General features: G+C 46.0%; 17 protein-coding genes and 1 rRNA gene. 2 read left to right on the top strand and 16 right to left on the bottom strand.

Annotated elements, in window-relative coordinates; all coding sequences use genetic code 11:
- The 4 genes from BLS03_RS20305 to BLS03_RS20290 all read right to left on the bottom strand — a co-directional run.
- A 16S ribosomal RNA gene (locus BLS03_RS20305) occupies positions 1–194 on the bottom strand; the annotation flags it as partial.
- A gap of 474 nt (positions 195–668) precedes the next feature.
- Entirely contained in the window at positions 669–1,202 is a 534-nt protein-coding gene (gene hemG, locus BLS03_RS20300; protein WP_093278322.1) for a menaquinone-dependent protoporphyrinogen IX dehydrogenase, read from the bottom strand.
- A 15-nt stretch (positions 1,203–1,217) separates the two neighbouring features.
- Positions 1,218–2,675 carry a TrkH family potassium uptake protein gene (locus BLS03_RS20295; RefSeq protein ID WP_093278319.1) on the bottom strand — a complete coding sequence of 486 codons (1,458 nt, stop codon included), beginning with the start codon at positions 2,673–2,675 and terminating at the stop codon, positions 1,218–1,220.
- A gap of 36 nt (positions 2,676–2,711) precedes the next feature.
- The gene (locus tag BLS03_RS20290; protein ID WP_093278314.1) at positions 2,712–3,344 is read right to left on the bottom strand and encodes a YigZ family protein; all 633 of its coding nucleotides are present in this window, start codon (positions 3,342–3,344) and stop codon (positions 2,712–2,714) included.
- A 212-nt stretch (positions 3,345–3,556) separates the two neighbouring features.
- Here BLS03_RS20290 and fadB point away from each other — a divergent pair, with 212 nt between their 5' ends.
- Together fadB and fadA are read left to right on the top strand one after the other, a co-directional pair.
- Entirely contained in the window at positions 3,557–5,728 is a 2,172-nt protein-coding gene (fadB, locus tag BLS03_RS20285; RefSeq protein WP_093278312.1) for a fatty acid oxidation complex subunit alpha FadB, read from the top strand.
- 12 nt (positions 5,729–5,740) lie between these two features.
- Positions 5,741–6,904 (top strand): acetyl-CoA C-acyltransferase FadA, encoded by a 1,164-nt coding sequence (gene fadA, locus BLS03_RS20280; protein WP_093278309.1) that lies wholly within the window; start codon positions 5,741–5,743, stop codon positions 6,902–6,904.
- Between the two features lie 65 nt (positions 6,905–6,969).
- Here the strand turns inward: fadA and glmU are convergent, their stop codons facing one another.
- From glmU to BLS03_RS20220, 12 genes are all read right to left on the bottom strand, one after another.
- Positions 6,970–8,331, bottom strand: a complete 1,362-nt coding sequence (gene glmU / locus BLS03_RS20275) for a bifunctional UDP-N-acetylglucosamine diphosphorylase/glucosamine-1-phosphate N-acetyltransferase GlmU (RefSeq protein WP_093278307.1) — start codon at positions 8,329–8,331, stop codon at positions 6,970–6,972.
- A 154-nt stretch (positions 8,332–8,485) separates the two neighbouring features.
- Positions 8,486–8,908: a F0F1 ATP synthase subunit epsilon gene (locus tag BLS03_RS20270; RefSeq protein WP_093278305.1), complete on the bottom strand. Its 423-nt coding sequence runs from the start codon at positions 8,906–8,908 to the stop codon at positions 8,486–8,488.
- An 18-nt stretch (positions 8,909–8,926) separates the two neighbouring features.
- Positions 8,927–10,330 carry a F0F1 ATP synthase subunit beta gene (gene atpD, locus BLS03_RS20265; protein ID WP_093278303.1) on the bottom strand — a complete coding sequence of 468 codons (1,404 nt, stop codon included), beginning with the start codon at positions 10,328–10,330 and terminating at the stop codon, positions 8,927–8,929.
- A 34-nt stretch (positions 10,331–10,364) separates the two neighbouring features.
- Positions 10,365–11,231 carry a F0F1 ATP synthase subunit gamma gene (atpG, locus tag BLS03_RS20260; RefSeq protein ID WP_093278301.1) on the bottom strand — a complete coding sequence of 289 codons (867 nt, stop codon included), beginning with the start codon at positions 11,229–11,231 and terminating at the stop codon, positions 10,365–10,367.
- Positions 11,232–11,275: 44 nt separating this feature from the next.
- Positions 11,276–12,817: a F0F1 ATP synthase subunit alpha gene (atpA, locus tag BLS03_RS20255; protein WP_093278300.1), complete on the bottom strand. Its 1,542-nt coding sequence runs from the start codon at positions 12,815–12,817 to the stop codon at positions 11,276–11,278.
- 13 nt (positions 12,818–12,830) lie between these two features.
- Positions 12,831–13,364 (bottom strand): F0F1 ATP synthase subunit delta, encoded by a 534-nt coding sequence (gene atpH / locus BLS03_RS20250; RefSeq protein WP_093278298.1) that lies wholly within the window; start codon positions 13,362–13,364, stop codon positions 12,831–12,833.
- 14 nt (positions 13,365–13,378) lie between these two features.
- On the bottom strand, positions 13,379–13,849 hold the full coding sequence (atpF, locus tag BLS03_RS20245; protein WP_093278297.1) for a F0F1 ATP synthase subunit B: 471 nt from the start codon (positions 13,847–13,849) through the stop codon (positions 13,379–13,381).
- Between the two features lie 69 nt (positions 13,850–13,918).
- A complete protein-coding gene (gene atpE, locus BLS03_RS20240) occupies positions 13,919–14,173 on the bottom strand; it encodes a F0F1 ATP synthase subunit C (RefSeq protein WP_002540812.1) in 255 nt (84 codons plus the stop codon).
- Between the two features lie 62 nt (positions 14,174–14,235).
- A complete protein-coding gene (atpB, locus tag BLS03_RS20235) occupies positions 14,236–15,048 on the bottom strand; it encodes a F0F1 ATP synthase subunit A (protein WP_093278296.1) in 813 nt (270 codons plus the stop codon).
- A gap of 8 nt (positions 15,049–15,056) precedes the next feature.
- Positions 15,057–15,446, bottom strand: a complete 390-nt coding sequence (locus tag BLS03_RS20230; protein ID WP_093278294.1) for a F0F1 ATP synthase subunit I — start codon at positions 15,444–15,446, stop codon at positions 15,057–15,059.
- 191 nt (positions 15,447–15,637) lie between these two features.
- Positions 15,638–16,516, bottom strand: a complete 879-nt coding sequence (locus BLS03_RS20225; protein WP_093278292.1) for a ParB/RepB/Spo0J family partition protein — start codon at positions 16,514–16,516, stop codon at positions 15,638–15,640.
- Between the two features lie 27 nt (positions 16,517–16,543).
- Positions 16,544–17,317 (bottom strand): ParA family protein, encoded by a 774-nt coding sequence (locus BLS03_RS20220; RefSeq protein ID WP_093278291.1) that lies wholly within the window; start codon positions 17,315–17,317, stop codon positions 16,544–16,546.
- Between the last annotated feature and the right edge of the window lie 9 nt (positions 17,318–17,326).

The following is a 17,326-nucleotide window of genomic DNA, read 5'->3' as shown; positions in this document are numbered from 1 at the left end:
TATCATGCGGTATTAGCCATCGTTTCCAATGGTTATCCCCCACATCAGGGCAATTTCCCAGGCATTACTCACCCGTCCGCCGCTCGCCGCCCATAAGCGCCCCCGAAGGTTTGTTTATGTCGCTGCCGCTCGACTTGCATGTGTTAGGCCTGCCGCCAGCGTTCAATCTGAGCCATGATCAAACTCTTCAATTAAAAGTTTTTTGTGGCTCAATGAATACTGATTACATTCTCTATTCTTTCGAATAGAAGACTGTGAATTGACTGTGCCGATACCACTCTTCTAAAAGAAAGTATCGATTGGTCACTCAGTTCATTGAAACCAATTTGAAACCGAAGTTTCTAATTTGATTATCATCAACGAGTGCCCACACAGATTGATAGGTTTATATTATTAAAGAGCTTGTTGTGAGGTTACCCTCAAAACGGACGGCTATTTTAGCGAGTAGGCATTCAGTGTCAACCACTTTCTGCAAACTTTTTTAAAGTTATTTACTCTAAAAAATCTCCGTTTGCCCCAGGTCAATTTTCGCTATGGAGCGTTTCCCTGACAGCGAGGCGCATTATAGATATCCAAATTCTATTGGCAACCCTTTTTTAAACATTTTTATGTTTTTTTGGTTGTTCGGTTAGTAAATAAACTAAAACCATCAAAATGACGTATTTCAATTACTGTTTTTGCCAATTTTCGACAAAAAGAGAGACTTTTTTCCAGTTTGTATATTCGACTTCTTTACTGGTATCCGTTTCACCACCTGTCATGGTCATGATCAAACGAATCATCATTTTGTCAAACCAACGGTACTTCGGATAGCGCAATGCCCCAGCAAACACACCAATCAATGCTGGTTGCCATGGGGACTTCTTAAGAAAGGTTTGAATATAAGCGCTGCCCTCTGGGGTATCTTTTCCTTGCTGTTCTTTGCGCGCCGTTAAATTAACGCAAAAGAACGCCGCGTTGTTGTCTTTCAATTCGGCTTTATAACGCTCAATAAACCGATACAGTTTTTTGTTGAGATGCCCATAACGAATAGAAGCCCCCACCAGCACTTTGTCATAACCAGAGAAATCTATCTCTATTGGCATGGTATGTAAGTCAACGTAATCGCACTGATAGTCGTGCAGCTCTTTATCTATGTATTGGAGAATTTTCTTGGTTTGCCCTTCTCGCGTTGAATAAAGCAATAGCGCTTTGTTACTCAAACTGTCTTTCCTCGACTAGCTACGCCAAAACGTCGGCGTAAATAAAATTAATAATGTGAAGATCTCTAAGCGTCCAAACAACATGGACACCACCAGTACCCATTTTGCAGTATCATTGACATCGGCGAAATGCACCGAGACCTCGCCAAGGCCAGGACCCAAGTTATTTAATGTAGCGGCAACCGCTGAGAAAGCGCTTAACTCATCCATTCCTGTAGCGATAAGCCCCAGCATACAGATAACAAATACTAGAGCGTACGCTGAGAAGAACCCCCACACCGCATCGACGACACGCGATGGAAGTGCACTACCACCGATCTTAATGGTATAGACAGCTCGAGGATGAACGAGTCGCTTTATTTCGCGTGAGCCTTGCAGAGTCAACAGCAACACACGAATAACTTTCATGCCTCCGCCAGTTGAACCTGCGCAACCACCAATAAAAGAAGAGAACAGCAGCAGAACCGGCAAAAACAGTGGCCAGTCAGAAAACCCTGTGGTGGTAAACCCTGCGGTTGTCGAGATGGATACAGTCTGAAATAAGGCTTGATCAAACGCTTGATACAGCGAATCGTGCGACTGATGATTCAACAATACCGCAAAACAGATAGCGAAAAGTAATAACTGAATAACGATAAAAGCTCGAAACTCAGGATCTTTCCAATAATATTTCGGATGCACTCCCCCTGAAGCAAATGCCGCAAAGTGAAGTGAGTAGTTGCATGCTGATATCAGTAAGAACACCACTGTGATTAGATTAATCGCATAACTATTAAAATACCCAATGCTTGCATCGTGGGTTGAGAACCCACCAATCGCAATGGTTGAAAAGCTATGGCTAATCGCATCGAATGGCGTCATTCCCGCAGCCCAAAAAGCCAATGCACATGCAACCGTCAAACTAAGGTAAATGTACCACAGCGCTTTCGCCGTTTCGGCAATCCGCGGCGTCATCTTCGTATCTTTAACTGGCCCGGGAATCTCAGCTCGGTAAAGCTGCATACCACCGATGCCAAGTACGGGTAGAATTGCGACCGCCAATACAATGATCCCCATACCACCGAACCACTGAAGAAACTGACGGTAGAACAGTATCGCCTTGGGTAATTCATCCAATCCAACGATCACCGTTGCACCCGTTGTCGTTAACGCCGAAAACGACTCAAAAAACGCATCCGTGATGGAAATATTCGGGTTGTGAGACAGTAAAAAAGGAATCGCACCAGCGCTTCCCAATACCGTCCAAAACAGCACCACAATGAGGAAACCATCACGGGCTTTTAATTCGTGACGAAACCGTCGGTTGGGAAACCAACATATTCCACCACAAGCAAATAAGACAAAGAAAGTCGTGACAAATGCAACCCCAGCCCCATCACGATAGATCAGCGCAACGATAGCAGGCGCCAACATAGAAAGGCTAAACAGGGCGAGCAAAAGCCCGACGATTCGAATAATAGAACGAAATTGCATTATCTTTTAAGGCCGATTTCGCGACCTCTGATCTTCCTAATTGTTATTGTTATCTTCCAGTGACTTAACCATCGCTTTTGCACCACTTTTATTGATGATGGATTGAGTAAAATCCGCCACCAATAACCGTTCTATTTCAATAACTAAAGAAATGGTATCACTGTAATCGGCTTGAACTTCTTGTGCTTTGAACTGAGCAATCAGTGACTGTGCAACGGGCATGAACGCATAGTCTAACTGTAAGCGTAGCTTTGTCGTGATTTTTTTCTCAATAGTTTGAAGCAGCTTGAGAGCTTGCTGAACACCACCACCATAAGCTTTTACCAACCCGCCAGTACCAAGCTTAATTCCACCCGAATAACGGGTCACCACCGCGCTGATTTCTCCAACCCCGGAACCTGAGAGTTGCGCCAAAATCGGTTTTCCAGCCGTACCCGATGGTTCACGGTCATCACTGAATCCCCATAACATCGAGTTTTCTGGCCGACCTGCAACATACCCCCAGCAATTATGCCCCGCATTTAGGTGTTGCTGACGTATCGACTCTATAAACGCTTTCGCCTCATCAACACTCGGCGTGTGCGCTAACTGAGTGATGAACAGGCTCTTCTTGATCTCTTCTTCAAAAATGACCGATTGAGCCGGAATTTTGTAAGGCTGGTTATTCATAACATTCCATTCAACGAGGTTTGTGGTGAGTTTATCACGAGGCAAAGTTAAGTTGTTGTTTATACCTAGCGCACAATGTTAAACACTTGTTTAAAAAATGTATTGAAATTCAACATCCCGCCGTCCACACTAAGAGTACTGGTCTAACCAGAACAACAATTATAACGATTTACCTCTACACAATCCCACATCGTAGGTCATGGAGACAAACAATGATTTACCAAGCCAAAACCCTACAGGTAAAGGAAGTACAAGACGGTATTGCTGAGCTTTGCTTTAACGCACCTCAATCCGTTAACAAGCTTGATCTTGCCACGTTAGAATCTTTAGATGCCGCTCTGGATGAACTGAAAAAGCATTCCGAGATTAAAGGTCTATTAATGACCTCCGACAAAGATAGCTTCATTGTTGGAGCCGATATTACAGAATTCCTAGGTTTATTCGCCAAACCGGAACACGAACTCGACCAATGGTTACAATTTGCCAATCGTATCTTTTCAAAACTTGAAGATTTACCGTTTCCAACTCTTGCCGTAATGCGCGGCCATGCCCTTGGCGGTGGATGTGAGTGTGTACTCGCAACCGATATTCGCATCGGCGATCAAACCACCAGCATAGGTCTACCAGAAACCAAACTAGGTATCATGCCAGGCTTTGGTGGCTGTGTGCGCTTACCTCGCGTGATTGGGGCCGACAGCGCCATGGAAATCATTACTCAAGGTAAAGCTTGCCGCGCAGACGAAGCGTTAAAGATTGGTCTGCTTGATGCGGTTGTCGACAGTGATACCCTGCAATCTTCCGCACTGACTACGCTGTTACTCGCCATCAATGAGAAAATCGACTGGCAAGCGCGCCGCAAACAGAAAACGTCACCTCTTAGTTTGAGCCGTATGGAAGCGATGATGAGCTTTACGATGGCGAAAGGTCTGGTTGCCCAAAAAGCAGGACCACATTACCCAGCGCCGATGACGGCGGTGGTCGCTATCGAAGAAGCCGCTCAATGCTCACGTGATGATGCCCTTACTATTGAGCGTAAGCACTTTGTGAGGTTGGCTAAATCAGAAGAAGCAAAATCCCTTGTCGGCTTATTCTTAAATGATCAGCACATCAAGGCACTGGCGAAGCAATCGGCTAAATCCGCGACAACCTCTACCGAGCGAGCAGCGGTATTGGGCGCAGGTATCATGGGTGGCGGGATTGCTTATCAATCGGCGCTCAAAGGCGTTCCAGTTTTGATGAAAGACATCGCTCAAGGCTCACTCGATTTAGGTATGAGCGAAGCGTCTAAATTACTCAATAAACAACTAGAGCGCGGGCGTATTGATGGCTTTAAAATGTCAGGCATTCTTGCTTCAATCACGCCTAGCTTGCACTACGCCGGTATCGATAGCGCCAACGTTATTGTTGAAGCCGTAGTGGAAAATCCAAAAGTGAAAGCGGCGGTACTGAGTGAAGTCGAAACCTTAGTAGATGAAAACGCGATTTTAGCGTCGAACACATCGACCATTCCAATTAACTTACTGGCCAAATCCCTTAAACGCCCAGAAAACTTCTGCGGTATGCATTTTTTCAACCCAGTACATCGCATGCCTTTAGTTGAAGTGATTCGCGGCGAACACACTTCTGACGACACCATTAACCGCGTGGTCGCCTACGCTGCACAAATGGGTAAATCACCAATCGTAGTTAACGACTGCCCTGGATTCTTCGTCAATCGGGTTTTATTCCCATACTTTGGTGGCTTCAGCATGTTGCTACGTGATGGCGCAGACTTCACTAAAATCGATAAAGTAATGGAACGTAAGTTTGGTTGGCCGATGGGGCCTGCATACTTGCTGGATGTCGTGGGTATTGATACCGCACATCACGCTCAAGATGTTATGGCACAAGGCTTTCCTGAACGCATGGCTAAACCACAACGTGACGTGATTGATGTTCTATTTGATGCCAAGCGTTACGGGCAAAAAAATCAGCTCGGTTTTTACGCTTACACGGCTGACCGTAAAGGAAAACCAAGCAAAAACTTCAGTGAAGAGATCACGCCATTACTGGCGGAGGTTTGTGCTAAACCTCAAGACTTTGATGATCAAACCATCATTGAACGTATGATGATTCCAATGATCAATGAAGTGGTACTGTGTCTTCAAGAAGGCATTATCGCCTCTCCTCAAGAAGCGGATATGGCGCTAGTGTATGGTTTAGGCTTCCCTCCATTTCGCGGCGGCGTATGTCGTTACCTAGATAGCCTTGGTATTGCTCAATATCTCGAAATGTCGAAGCAATACGCTCACCTCGGCGCCATGTATCAAGCTCCACAACTGCTGATCGACATGGCGGCGCAAGGCGCACAGTTCTACCAAGCTCAACAAACCGGTTCTATCTAGGAGGGATACCACATGAACAATGTTGTTGTCGTTGATTGTTTACGTACACCAATGGGTCGCTCCAAAGGCGGAGCGTTTCGCCACACTCGCGCGGAAGATCTTTCCGCGCAACTAATGAAGGGGTTACTTGAGCGCAATCCTCAGGTCGATCCAAGTCAAATTGAAGATATCTACTGGGGCTGTGTCCAGCAAACACTTGAACAAGGTTTTAATATCGCACGTAACGCAGCGCTTTTAGCCGGATTGCCTATTGAAGTGGGCGCCGTCACGGTCAACCGCCTTTGTGGTTCATCAATGCAAGCTCTGCATGATGCCAGCCGTGCAATTATGGTGGGTGATGCGGATATCTGCTTAATCGGTGGGGTTGAGCACATGGGACATGTTCCTATGAGTCACGGCGTCGACTTCCATCCAGGGATGTCAAAAAATGTCGCAAAAGCGGCGGGTATGATGGGTTTAACCGCAGAAATGCTGGGTAAAATGCATGGCATTAGCCGCGAGCAGCAAGATGCTTTCGCGGCGCGTTCTCATGCTCGAGCCCACGCGGCAACCGTCGAAGGGCGATTTAAAAATGAAATCTTGCCAATCGAAGCTCATGGGCCAGATGGCACCCTATTCACGCTAGATTACGACGAAGTAATTCGTCCTGAAACCACAGTGGAAGGTTTGTCGCAGCTGCGCCCAGTGTTTGATCCAGCTAATGGCACGGTTACCGCAGGGACGTCATCGGCGCTGTCAGATGGTGCTTCGGCAATGCTGATTATGAGTGAAGAGAAAGCCAACCAGCTTGGGCTGACCATTCGCGCCAAAATTCGCGCCATGGCGATTGCTGGGTGCGATCCTTCAATCATGGGATATGGTCCAGTGCCAGCAACCCAAAAAGCGCTTAAACGCGCTGGTTTAACCATGGACGATATTGATCTGGTTGAATTGAATGAAGCTTTTGCTGCACAGTCTTTGCCTTGTGCCAAAGACTTAGGCTTATTGGATAAAGTCGATGAAAAAGTGAACCTCAACGGCGGCGCGATTGCACTGGGTCACCCGCTTGGTTGCTCTGGTGCGCGAATTTCGACGACCTTAATCAACCTGATGGAAAGTAAAGACGCCAAATATGGCTTAGCAACCATGTGTATTGGTTTAGGACAAGGTATCGCGACAATTTTCGAGCGTCCTTAACCTACGTTCATTGGTTTTAGATACAAAAAAGCACCGCTTAGCGGTGCTTTTTCTTTAAACGCAGATTATTTTTTCTTCACTGGACGTTGCCAGCCAGAAATTCGACGCTCTGCAGCGCGAGTAATCACCAACTCGTTTTCCGCCACATCTTTAGTCAATGTGGTACCAGCACCTATAGTTGCGCCGTTACCAATTGTCACTGGCGCCACCAGCTGACTATCAGAGCCTACAAACACGTCATCACCAATAATGGTTTTGAACTTATTGGCGCCATCGTAGTTACAGGTAATCGCACCTGCACCAACATTAACACGTTCACCAATTTCAGCGTCACCCAGATACGTTAAGTGGTTGGCTTTTGAACCTTGGCCAAGACGCGCATTTTTCACTTCAACAAAGTTACCCACGTGGGCATCATTGTGCAGCTCAGCACCAGGGCGCAAACGAGTAAACGGACCAACGGTACACTCTTCACCGACCGTCGCACCTTCAATCACGCTATATGGACGAACTAGAGTATTGTCATCGATTTCACAATCTTTAAGAACACAACCAGCACCGATCACTACATTATCACCGAGAGAAACCTTGCCTTCGATAATAACGTTAACATCGATTTCGACGTCTTTACCGCATTGCAATTCACCACGCAGATCAAAACGGGCCGGATCGCGTAGCATCACGCCTTGAGTTAGCAATTTTTCAGCCTGAATGGCTTGATAAGCTCGCTCTAGACGAGCCAATTGAACACGGTTATTCACCCCTTCAACTTCAATTGGGCTCGCTGGATGTACCGCTTGAATTTGACGACCGTCTTGATGCGCCGCAGCAATCACGTCCGTTAAGTAATACTCACCTTGAGCGTTGTTATTGGTTAATCCAGATAACCAACGACGTAAGTCACTGCCTGTTGCGACCATCACGCCAGTGTTAATTTCGCAAATTTGTTGTTGCTCTGGCGATGCATCTTTTTGTTCGACAATAGCAACCACAGAGTCGTTTTCACGCACAATACGACCGTAACCAGTTGGATCATCAAGTACTACCGTCAATAAACCAATGCCGCCTTGTGGCTGAGCATCAATTAGACGTTCAATCGTCTCTTCGGTAATCAGTGGTACGTCGCCGTATAAAATCAGGATTTTTTCGTCATCGGCAAATTTGTCAGCCGCTTGATCAACTGCGTGTCCAGTGCCAAGTTGGTCGGCTTGTAGCACCCAATTTACCGGTTCTTGAGCAAGCTCTTGTTGCATCAAGTCGCCACCGTGACCGTAGACCAAATGAATATTTTGCGCACCTAAGGCAGAACATGTATCGATCACATGCTTGGCCATAGGCTTACCCGCTAAGGTATGAAGAACTTTAGGTTTATTTGAATACATGCGAGTCCCTTTACCCGCAGCAAGAATGACAGCACTAAACTTCATGAAGTAACCTATTTTAAATCAGAGAAATGGTCAAAGATGGTGTTGATTGTAAGCCAATTGACCATGGTTAGTTAACGGACACTACAATAAATTGGGCTTAAGAATGCAAAAAGGCGGTCAAATGACCGCCTTTTGTACTTATTACGTCATTTAATTAACGACGTTTTCTTGTCAACTCGATTACTCGTAGCTGAGCCATGGCTTTAGCCAGTTCACTGGCCGCTTGCGCGAAGTCCATATCACCGTGCTGATTTTGGATTTGCTCCTCAGCGCGGCGTCTGGCTTCTTCTGCCTTCGCTGCGTCTAGATCTTCACCACGAATTGCTGTGTCCGCTAGAACAGTCGCTGTTCCAGGTTGAACTTCAACAATACCACCAGAGACATAAATAAACTCTTCGTGGCCGTGTTGTTTCACAATGCGCACCATACCAGGCTGAATAGCGGTCAGCAGCGGAGTGTGGCCATGGAAAATACCAAGCTCACCTTCGCTACCGGACACCTGAAACGTTTCAACACGGCCAGAGAACAAACGTTTCTCTGCGCTGACGACGTCTAGGTGAAAGGTTATTGCTGCCATATCGCCTCCTAGTTAGCCTTATAGCTTCTTCGCATTCTCTAGCGCGTCTTCGATAGTACCGCAGTACATGAAGGCTTGCTCAGGGACGTCGTCGTACTCACCTGCTAGTAGGCCTTTGAATCCACGTAGAGTATCTTTAAGAGATACGTAGATGCCTGGGTCGCCAGTAAATACTTCTGCTACGTGGTAAGGCTGAGTTAGGAAACGCTCAATCTTACGTGCACGAGATACTACTTGCTTGTCGTCTTCTGACAGCTCGTCCATACCTAGAATTGCAATGATGTCTTTCAGCTCTTTATAGCGCTGAAGCGTCTGTTGCACGTTACGCGCGATGTCGTAGTGCTCTTGACCAACAACCAATGGGTCAAGCTGACGAGACGTTGAATCTAGTGGGTCGATCGCTGGGTACAAACCCATTGCTGCGATGTTACGGTTAAGTACAACCGTTGCATCTAAGTGCGCGAACGTCGTTGCTGGTGATGGGTCAGTCAAGTCATCCGCAGGTACGTATACCGCCTGTACAGACGTGATAGAACCTTGTTTAGTTGACGTGATACGTTCTTGTAGAACACCCATCTCTTCCGCTAGCGTTGGCTGGTAACCTACCGCTGAAGGCATACGACCTAGAAGTGCCGAAACCTCAGTACCCGCAAGGGTGTAACGGTAAATGTTATCGATGAACAACAGTACGTCACGACCTTCGTCACGGAAACGCTCTGCCATTGTTAGACCAGTCAGTGCAACACGTAGACGGTTGCCCGGTGGCTCGTTCATCTGACCGTAAACCATCGCTACTTTTGATTCTTCAGGTTTTTCGATGTTTACAACACCAGCTTCCTGCATTTCGAAGTAGAAATCGTTACCTTCACGAGTACGCTCACCAACACCTGCGAATACAGACAAACCTGAGTGTTGTAGTGCGATGTTGTTGATAAGCTCCATCATGTTAACGGTCTTACCTACACCTGCACCACCGAATAGACCGATTTTACCACCCTTAGCGAATGGACAAATTAGGTCGATTACTTTTACACCTGTTTCAAGTAGAGCAGTCTCGTTTGACTGTTCTTCATAGCTTGGTGCTGCACGGTGGATAGAGTAGCTCTCTTCCGCACCGATCTCACCACGCTCATCAATCGCATCACCAAGTACGTTCATGATACGACCTAGGGTCTTAGTACCTACTGGCACTGAAATTGGAGCACCGGTATTTTCTACTACAATTCCACGACGTAAACCATCTGAGCTACCCATGACGATACAGCGAACAACGCCACCGCCAAGTTGTTGTTGAACTTCAAGAACCAAACGCTCTTTAGAATCGACAACGTTCAGAGCATCGTATACCTGAGGGACATCGCTCTGTGGGAACTCTACGTCGACTACTGCACCGATGATCTGTACGATCTTACCTGTAGCCATCGTTAATCCTCTAACTAATTCGTTTTACCTATGCTTAAACCGCTGATGCGCCGCTTACAATCTCTGACAACTCTTGGGTGATAGCCGCTTGACGCGCCTTGTTGTACACCAGTTCCAAGTCATCAATAAGATTGGTTGCGTTATCAGTTGCCGCCTTCATTGCAATCATTCGAGCTGCTTGCTCACAAGCCAAGTTTTCTACGACACCTTGGTAAACCTGTGACTCTACGTAACGAAGCAATAGAGCATCGAGTAGAGGTTTTGGTTCAGGCTCGTAAATGTAGTCCCACGAATGATCGCGCTGCATTTCTTCGCTATCTGATTTAGGCAAAGGTAGTAATTGATCGATCGTTGGTTGTTGAACCATAGTGTTTACAAACTTGTTTGACACTACGTATAAACGGTCCAATTCACCTTCATCGTATTTCTTCAGCATGACGCTAACCGAGCCGATAAGGTCTTCCAAGCTAGGCGAATCGCCTAATCCTGAAACCTGAGCTGCGACTTTTGCGCCACTGTTGTTGAAAAAAGCGGTCGCTTTTGAACCGATAACAGCTAGTTCAACTTCAGCACCTTTCTCTTTCCAAGACTGCATATCCAACATGGCTTTCTTGAACACGTTAATGTTCAAACCACCACATAGACCGCGGTCAGTAGAAACGATGATGTAACCAACACGTTTAGCTTCACGCTCTTCTAGATACGGATGACGATATTCTAGGTTTGCGTTTGCCACATGACCGATCACTTTACGCATTGTTTCCGCGTATGGACGAGAAGCTTCCATTGCATCTTGAGAACGACGCATTTTTGAAGCTGCTACCATTTCCATCGCTTTCGTAATTTTCTGAGTGCTTTTCACACTACCGATTTTATTACGTATCTCTTTTGCGCCGGCCATCGTTACTCTCCTTTAGTTGGTGGCAGAAACTGCCACCGACCTAATTACCAAGATTGGGTTGCTTTGAAATCGTCAACCAGCTTCTTCAGCTGAGCTTCGATGTCATCGTTGTAAGCACCCGACTTGTCGATCTCAGCTGCTAATTCAGCGTATTGACCGCGAGCATACGATAGTAAAGCCTCTTCGAACGCGAGAACTTGTGACAGTTCTACGTCGGCAAGGTAGCCACGCTCAGCAGCGTAGATAGTTAACGCTTGGTCGAAAACAGACATAGGAGCGTATTGCTTTTGCTTCATAAGCTCTGTCACTTTTTGACCATGGTTAAGCTGCTTCTTGGTCGCTTCATCAAGATCCGATGAGAACTGAGCAAAAGCTGCAAGTTCACGATAAGAAGCTAGTGCAGTACGGATACCACCAGATAGTTTCTTAATGATCTTAGTTTGCGCTGAACCACCTACACGAGATACCGAAATACCTGGGTCAACCGCAGGGCGAACACCAGCATTGAATAGCTCAGTTTGTAGGAAGATCTGACCATCGGTAATCGAGATTACGTTAGTCGGTACGAATGCAGATACGTCACCCGCTTGAGTTTCGATGATAGGTAGCGCAGTCAAAGAACCGGTTTTACCTTTCACTTCACCGTTAGTGAAACGCTCTACATAATCTGCGTTTACACGAGCAGCACGCTCTAGTAGACGAGAGTGTAAGTAGAATACGTCACCCGGGAATGCCTCACGGCCTGGTGGACGTTTAAGTAGTAGAGAGATCTGACGATAAGCAACAGCTTGTTTTGATAGATCATCATAAACAATCAGAGCATCTTCACCGCGATCGCGGAAGTACTCACCCATCGCACAACCTGCGTATGGCGCAAGGTATTGCAGCGCTGCAGATTCAGAAGCAGAAGCAACAACAACGATAGTGTTAGCTAGCGCGCCGTGCTCTTCTAGTTTGCGAACTACGTTAGCGATAGTCGAAGCTTTTTGACCGATTGCTACGTAGATAGAGTAAATACCAGAATCTTTTTGGTTGATGATTGCATCGATCGCCATTGCGGTTTTACCGGTCTGACGGTCACCGATGATAAGCTCACGCTGACCACGACCGATTGGGATCATTGAGTCAACTGACTTATAACCAGTTTGTACAGGTTGATCAACCGATTGACGGTCGATTACACCTGGTGCAATCATTTCAACAGGCGAAGTCAATTTCGCTTCGATTGGACCTTTACCATCGATAGGCTCACCTAGCGTGTTGACTACGCGACCTAGTAGTTCTGGACCAACTGGCACTTCAAGAATGCGACCAGTACCTGTTACTTTCATGCCTTCCTTAAGGTCGGCATATGGGCCCATTACAACCGCACCAACCGAGTCACGCTCAAGGTTAAGTGCTAGTGCATAACGGCCGCCCGGTAATTCAATCATTTCACCTTGCATCACGTCCGCTAGGCCGTGGATGCGGATGATACCATCGCTTACCGATACGATAGTACCTTCATTGCGAGCTTCACTAACAACGTTGAAAGATTCAATACGCTGTTTGATTAGATCGCTAATTTCCGTGGAATTAAGTTGCATGCTCCAATCCCCATTAAGACTGCAATGCATCGCTCAGGCGGTTCAAACGACCACGTGCTGAGTTATCGATGACTAGGTCTCCGGCTCGAATAATCACCCCGCCAAGCAGGGCCTCATCTATACTGCAATTCAGCTTCACTTTGCGTTCAAGACGCTGTTCAAGTTTGGCGCTGATATCTGCTTGTTGCTGTTCTGAAAGCTCAACGGCGGAGATAACCTCGACGTCGATTTCTTTTTCATGTTCTTGTTTTAACAAGAAGAACTGCTTACAAACATCAGGAAGGGCCACTAATCGACCATTCTCAGCCATCACCTTTATAAAGTTTTGGCCATGCGCGTTGACTTGTTCGCCACAAACCGCAACAAATACTTCAGCAACCTTAGTGGCTGAAACGGAACCCGTTAGGAATTCACTCATCTGTTCGTTTTTTGCGACTTCAGCGGCAAAAGAAAGCATCTGACCCCAAAGGTCGAGTTCATTCTTTTCCACAGCAAAGTCAAAGGCTGCTTTAGCATAGGGGCGTGCAATTGTTGTCAAATCAGACATAAGCGCCCCCACCCTTAAAGTTTTGCAGTAATGTTGTCGAGAATATCTTTGTGCGCATCTTTATCGATAGAACGCTCAAGGATTTTCTCAGCACCAGCTACAGCCAGAGTTGCAACTTGCTTACGTAGTTCATCGCGTGCGCGATTACGTTCCGCTTCAAGTTCCGCTTCTGCTTTCGCAAGGATCTTCTGGCGTTCCGCCTTCGCTTCCTCGCGAGCTTCTTCAACAATTTGAGACTTGCGCTTGTTAGCTTGCTCGATGATCTCAGTTGCTGTGCGTTTCGCTTCTTTTAGTTGCTCAGAAGCGTTTGCTTGTGCCAGATCCAAGTCTTTTGCAGCACGTTCTGCTGCTTGTAGACCGTCAGCAATTTTCTTCTGACGTTCTTCGATCGCTTTCATTAGTGGCGGCCATACATATTTCATGCAGAACCACACAAACAGTGCGAACGAGAAAGCTTGACCTAGCAGAGTTGCGTTCATATTCACAACAGCTACCCCTCTATTTGGACTAAGTGTTAATCAGAGACAAATCAGTTTGTCTGACGTAATAAGTGATTAACCTAGCTGACCAACAAATGGGTTCGCAAAAGTGAATAGCAGTGCGATAACGATACCGATCATTGGAACCGCATCGAGAAGACCTGCGATGATGAACATCTTAACTTGTAGCATAGGAGCCATTTCTGGTTGACGAGCTGCACCTTCCAGGAATTTACCACCTAGAAGCGCGAAACCAATCGCAGTACCTAGAGAAGCAAGACCGACGATAATACCTACGGCGATTGCAGAAAAGCTCAGTAAAGTTTCCATTTACTATCTCCAATTTATTTATAGTTGTTGGCTAAATGCCCAAATAAAAAGCTTAAAAATGATTAATGATCACTGTCTTCGTGTGCCATTGACAGATACACAATTGTCAACATCATGAATACGAAGGCTTGAATCAGGATTACCAGAATATGGAAGATTGCCCACGGAAGTGAACCCATCCATTGTAGCCACCATGGCAACATTGCCGCACAAAGAATGAATACAACCTCACCCGCGAACATGTTACCGAATAGACGCATACCAAGTGAAAGAGGCTTAGCCAGAAGCGAAACAACTTCAATCAGTAGGTTAAACGGAATCATGACAGGGTGATTAAATGGATGTAATGCTAATTCTTTAGCGAATCCACCTAGACCTTTCACTTTGATGCTGTAATAAATCATCAACGCGAATACGCCTAGAGCCATAGCCATGGTGATATTCACATCAGCCGAAGGTACCACTTTCAAGTATGGGATACCGAGCCAATGCTCAGCTGGGTAAGGTAAGAAGTCGATCGGAACTAAGTCCATCACGTTCATCAAAAATACCCAACAAAAGATAGTTAGTGCTAAAGGAGCGATCAATGGGTTGCGTCCATGAAAGGTGTCTTTGACGTTCTCCGCGACAAATTCAACGATCATTTCTACAGCACACTGAAGCTTACCCGGTACACCTACTGTTGCCTTCTTCGCTACTGAGCGGAAAATTCCTAAGAAAATCAGCCCTGTGAACAAAGAAAAAAACAGGCTATCGATATGTACGTTCCAGAAACTTGACGCCTCTTCAACTAAACCTAGCGAATGTAAAGAAAGGTTAGTTAAATGGTGTTCAATGTAACCGGACGAAGTTAGCGCTTCACCTGGCGCAGCCATAACTCATCCTATTTTTTGTTGTTAATGAATAGCACTGGCGCAAAGATATTAATACCGAGAGCCAGCAAATAGGTTAGCTTAAGGGGAACGAGTTCCACCTGCATATACATGTAGACTAAGGAAAAGAGTGCCACCGTGATGAGAATCTTCAGTGCCTCTCCGGTGTAGAACGAAGCTGTAATTTTCTTTGCAGCCCGCGCTCCACTAAACAGAAATGCACATGTCGCGAATACGGTATTGGCGATGACAAAAATGCCGCCACCGACCAGCGCTGAAAATCCCCATTCAGCATTCACGGCTAGCGTGGTTCCTATTGCTACTAAAATGACCGCGCTCGACTGGATCATCAACAATCGCTTAGCAAGCTCTCGTCCTGGTCTAGCTAACGCAGCCACCATGTATTCGTACCTCTAGTAATATCCCCATTATTAAAAACTTAAATTGCAGTGGGGAAATTGGCGAAATTATACGGTCAGCTAATTGGATTGCAATCTAATCAGCGTAAAAAGTTACAATTTTGTTTAGTAACCGACAACTTCTCAACAAATAATTGCTTTTAAGAACAATTGATTTAGATCAATTATCTCATTTAGCCTTCGAGCTTGGCAATTAGCTGTTCTAATTTGTGAGGTTCATCAACACTGATTGTCATTTTTGCCTTGCCGCTCTTAGAACGAACAATATTCACTTTTACACCGAGTTTTTCACCCAATTTATGCGAGATTTGTTGCGCATCTAAGTCTTCTGGCTCATTTTTTACGTCAGACTGTGGTTCAAGACACTTTTTGACAATTTTTTCAGTTTGGCGGACGGTAAGTTGCTTTTTGGCAACCATGTGAGCGATTTCAATTTGCTGGTCTTTTTCAAGAACCAACAGTGCTCGAGCATGGCCCATTTCTAGCTGTTTGGAGGCTACTAACGTTTTCACTTGCTCGTCGAGCATGTTCAGACGTAGTAGGTTACTAACGGTCGCACGGGATTTCCCGATCACGTCAGCAACTTGTTGGTGAGTGAGTGTGAACTCATCTTGGAGGCGTTCCAGCGCTTGAGCTTCCTCAATAACATTGAGATCTTCACGCTGAATGTTTTCAATCAAAGCCATCGCGATTGCAGCGCGATCTTCCACAGCTTTGATAATACAAGGCACTTGGCGAAGCCCAGCGTGCCTTGCTGCGCGCCAACGACGTTCACCAGCGATGATTTCATATTTGTCATCAACAGGTCGAACGACGATAGGCTGAATAATACCTTGGGATTCAATCGAAGCAGCCAGCTCTTCAAGCGCTTCGTGCGACATATCTTTACGTGGTTGGTAAACTCCTGGCTTCAAGCTTGATACTGACAGTTCAACTAACTCACCATCAGCAGACAACGCTTGGCTTTGAATCGCCGTTTGCTGTTTTTCACGAGCCACAGAACTTGTAGAAAGCAGAGCATCAAGCCCTTTACCTAAACCACGTTTAGACATGTAGATGAATTCCTTTAGTTAATATTATTAAGCAGCAACTTCTTCACGACGCAGCATTTCACCCGCGAGCGCCAAATAAGATTTCGCACCGGCAGAATACTTGTCGTAATACATTGCTGGTTTACCGTGGCTTGGCGCTTCAGCTAAGCGCACATTACGTGGAATAACGGTACGGTAAACTTTATTGCCGAAGTGTTTTTTAAGCTGCTCAGACACTTCGTTTGATAGTCGGTTGCGTGGATCGTACATAGTACGCAGCAAACCTTCAATTTTAAGATTTTCATTTACCACAGCAGACAGCTTGCTAATGGTGTCCATCAATGCGGTTAAACCTTCCAGAGCGAAATACTCACATTGCATTGGGACCAACACGGAGTCGGCCGCAGCCATCGCATTGATGGTCAGTAAATTCAGCGCTGGTGGACAATCAATAAAAATAAAATCGTAATGCTCACGGGCGCTCGCCAATGCATTTTTCAAGCGAACTTCGCGCGCGAACACTTCCATTAATTTAATTTCAGCGGCCGTTACGTCACCGTTAGCAGGAATCAAATCATAATGGCCAGTGGTTTTTTTGCACACCACTTCTTCAAATGGCACATCTTCAACTAACAACTCATACGCGGTTGCATCGACTTGGTATTTATCGACGCCGCTGGCCATAGTGGCATTACCTTGCGGATCGAGATCGACAACTAAGATCTTACGCTTGGTCGCCGCCATTGATGCCGCTAAGTTAATACACGTTGTTGTTTTTCCAACGCCACCTTTTTGGTTGGCGATTGCTACAATTTTACCCACGATGAACCT

Source organism: Vibrio xiamenensis (assembly GCF_900100015.1).
In the GTDB taxonomy this organism is placed as follows: domain Bacteria; phylum Pseudomonadota; class Gammaproteobacteria; order Enterobacterales; family Vibrionaceae; genus Vibrio; species Vibrio xiamenensis.
The sequence above is the reverse complement of the archived record's forward strand: the minus strand, read 5'-3'. Positions and strand labels throughout refer to the sequence as shown.

Bases quoted from the DNA above. Each gene is read 5' to 3' on its own strand.
- glmU (WP_093278307.1), bottom strand. From the start codon at position 8,331: ATGAAGTTTAGTGCTGTCATTCTTGCTGCGGGTAAAGGGACTCGCATG.
- atpH (WP_093278298.1), bottom strand. From the start codon at position 13,364: ATGTCTGATTTGACAACAATTGCACGCCCCTATGCTAAAGCAGCCTTT.
- fadA (WP_093278309.1), top strand. From the start codon at position 5,741: ATGAACAATGTTGTTGTCGTTGATTGTTTACGTACACCAATGGGTCGC.
- BLS03_RS20270 (WP_093278305.1), bottom strand. From the start codon at position 8,908: ATGGCAGCAATAACCTTTCACCTAGACGTCGTCAGCGCAGAGAAACGT.
- atpB (WP_093278296.1), bottom strand. From the start codon at position 15,048: ATGGCTGCGCCAGGTGAAGCGCTAACTTCGTCCGGTTACATTGAACAC.
- BLS03_RS20290 (WP_093278314.1), bottom strand. From the start codon at position 3,344: ATGAATAACCAGCCTTACAAAATTCCGGCTCAATCGGTCATTTTTGAA.
- BLS03_RS20230 (WP_093278294.1), bottom strand. From the start codon at position 15,446: ATGGTGGCTGCGTTAGCTAGACCAGGACGAGAGCTTGCTAAGCGATTG.
- atpG (WP_093278301.1), bottom strand. From the start codon at position 11,231: ATGGCCGGCGCAAAAGAGATACGTAATAAAATCGGTAGTGTGAAAAGC.
- atpE (WP_002540812.1), bottom strand. From the start codon at position 14,173: ATGGAAACTTTACTGAGCTTTTCTGCAATCGCCGTAGGTATTATCGTC.
- fadB (WP_093278312.1), top strand. From the start codon at position 3,557: ATGATTTACCAAGCCAAAACCCTACAGGTAAAGGAAGTACAAGACGGT.
- atpA (WP_093278300.1), bottom strand. From the start codon at position 12,817: ATGCAACTTAATTCCACGGAAATTAGCGATCTAATCAAACAGCGTATT.
- atpD (WP_093278303.1), bottom strand. From the start codon at position 10,330: ATGGCTACAGGTAAGATCGTACAGATCATCGGTGCAGTAGTCGACGTA.
- BLS03_RS20295 (WP_093278319.1), bottom strand. From the start codon at position 2,675: ATGCAATTTCGTTCTATTATTCGAATCGTCGGGCTTTTGCTCGCCCTG.
- BLS03_RS20225 (WP_093278292.1), bottom strand. From the start codon at position 16,516: ATGTCTAAACGTGGTTTAGGTAAAGGGCTTGATGCTCTGCTTTCTACA.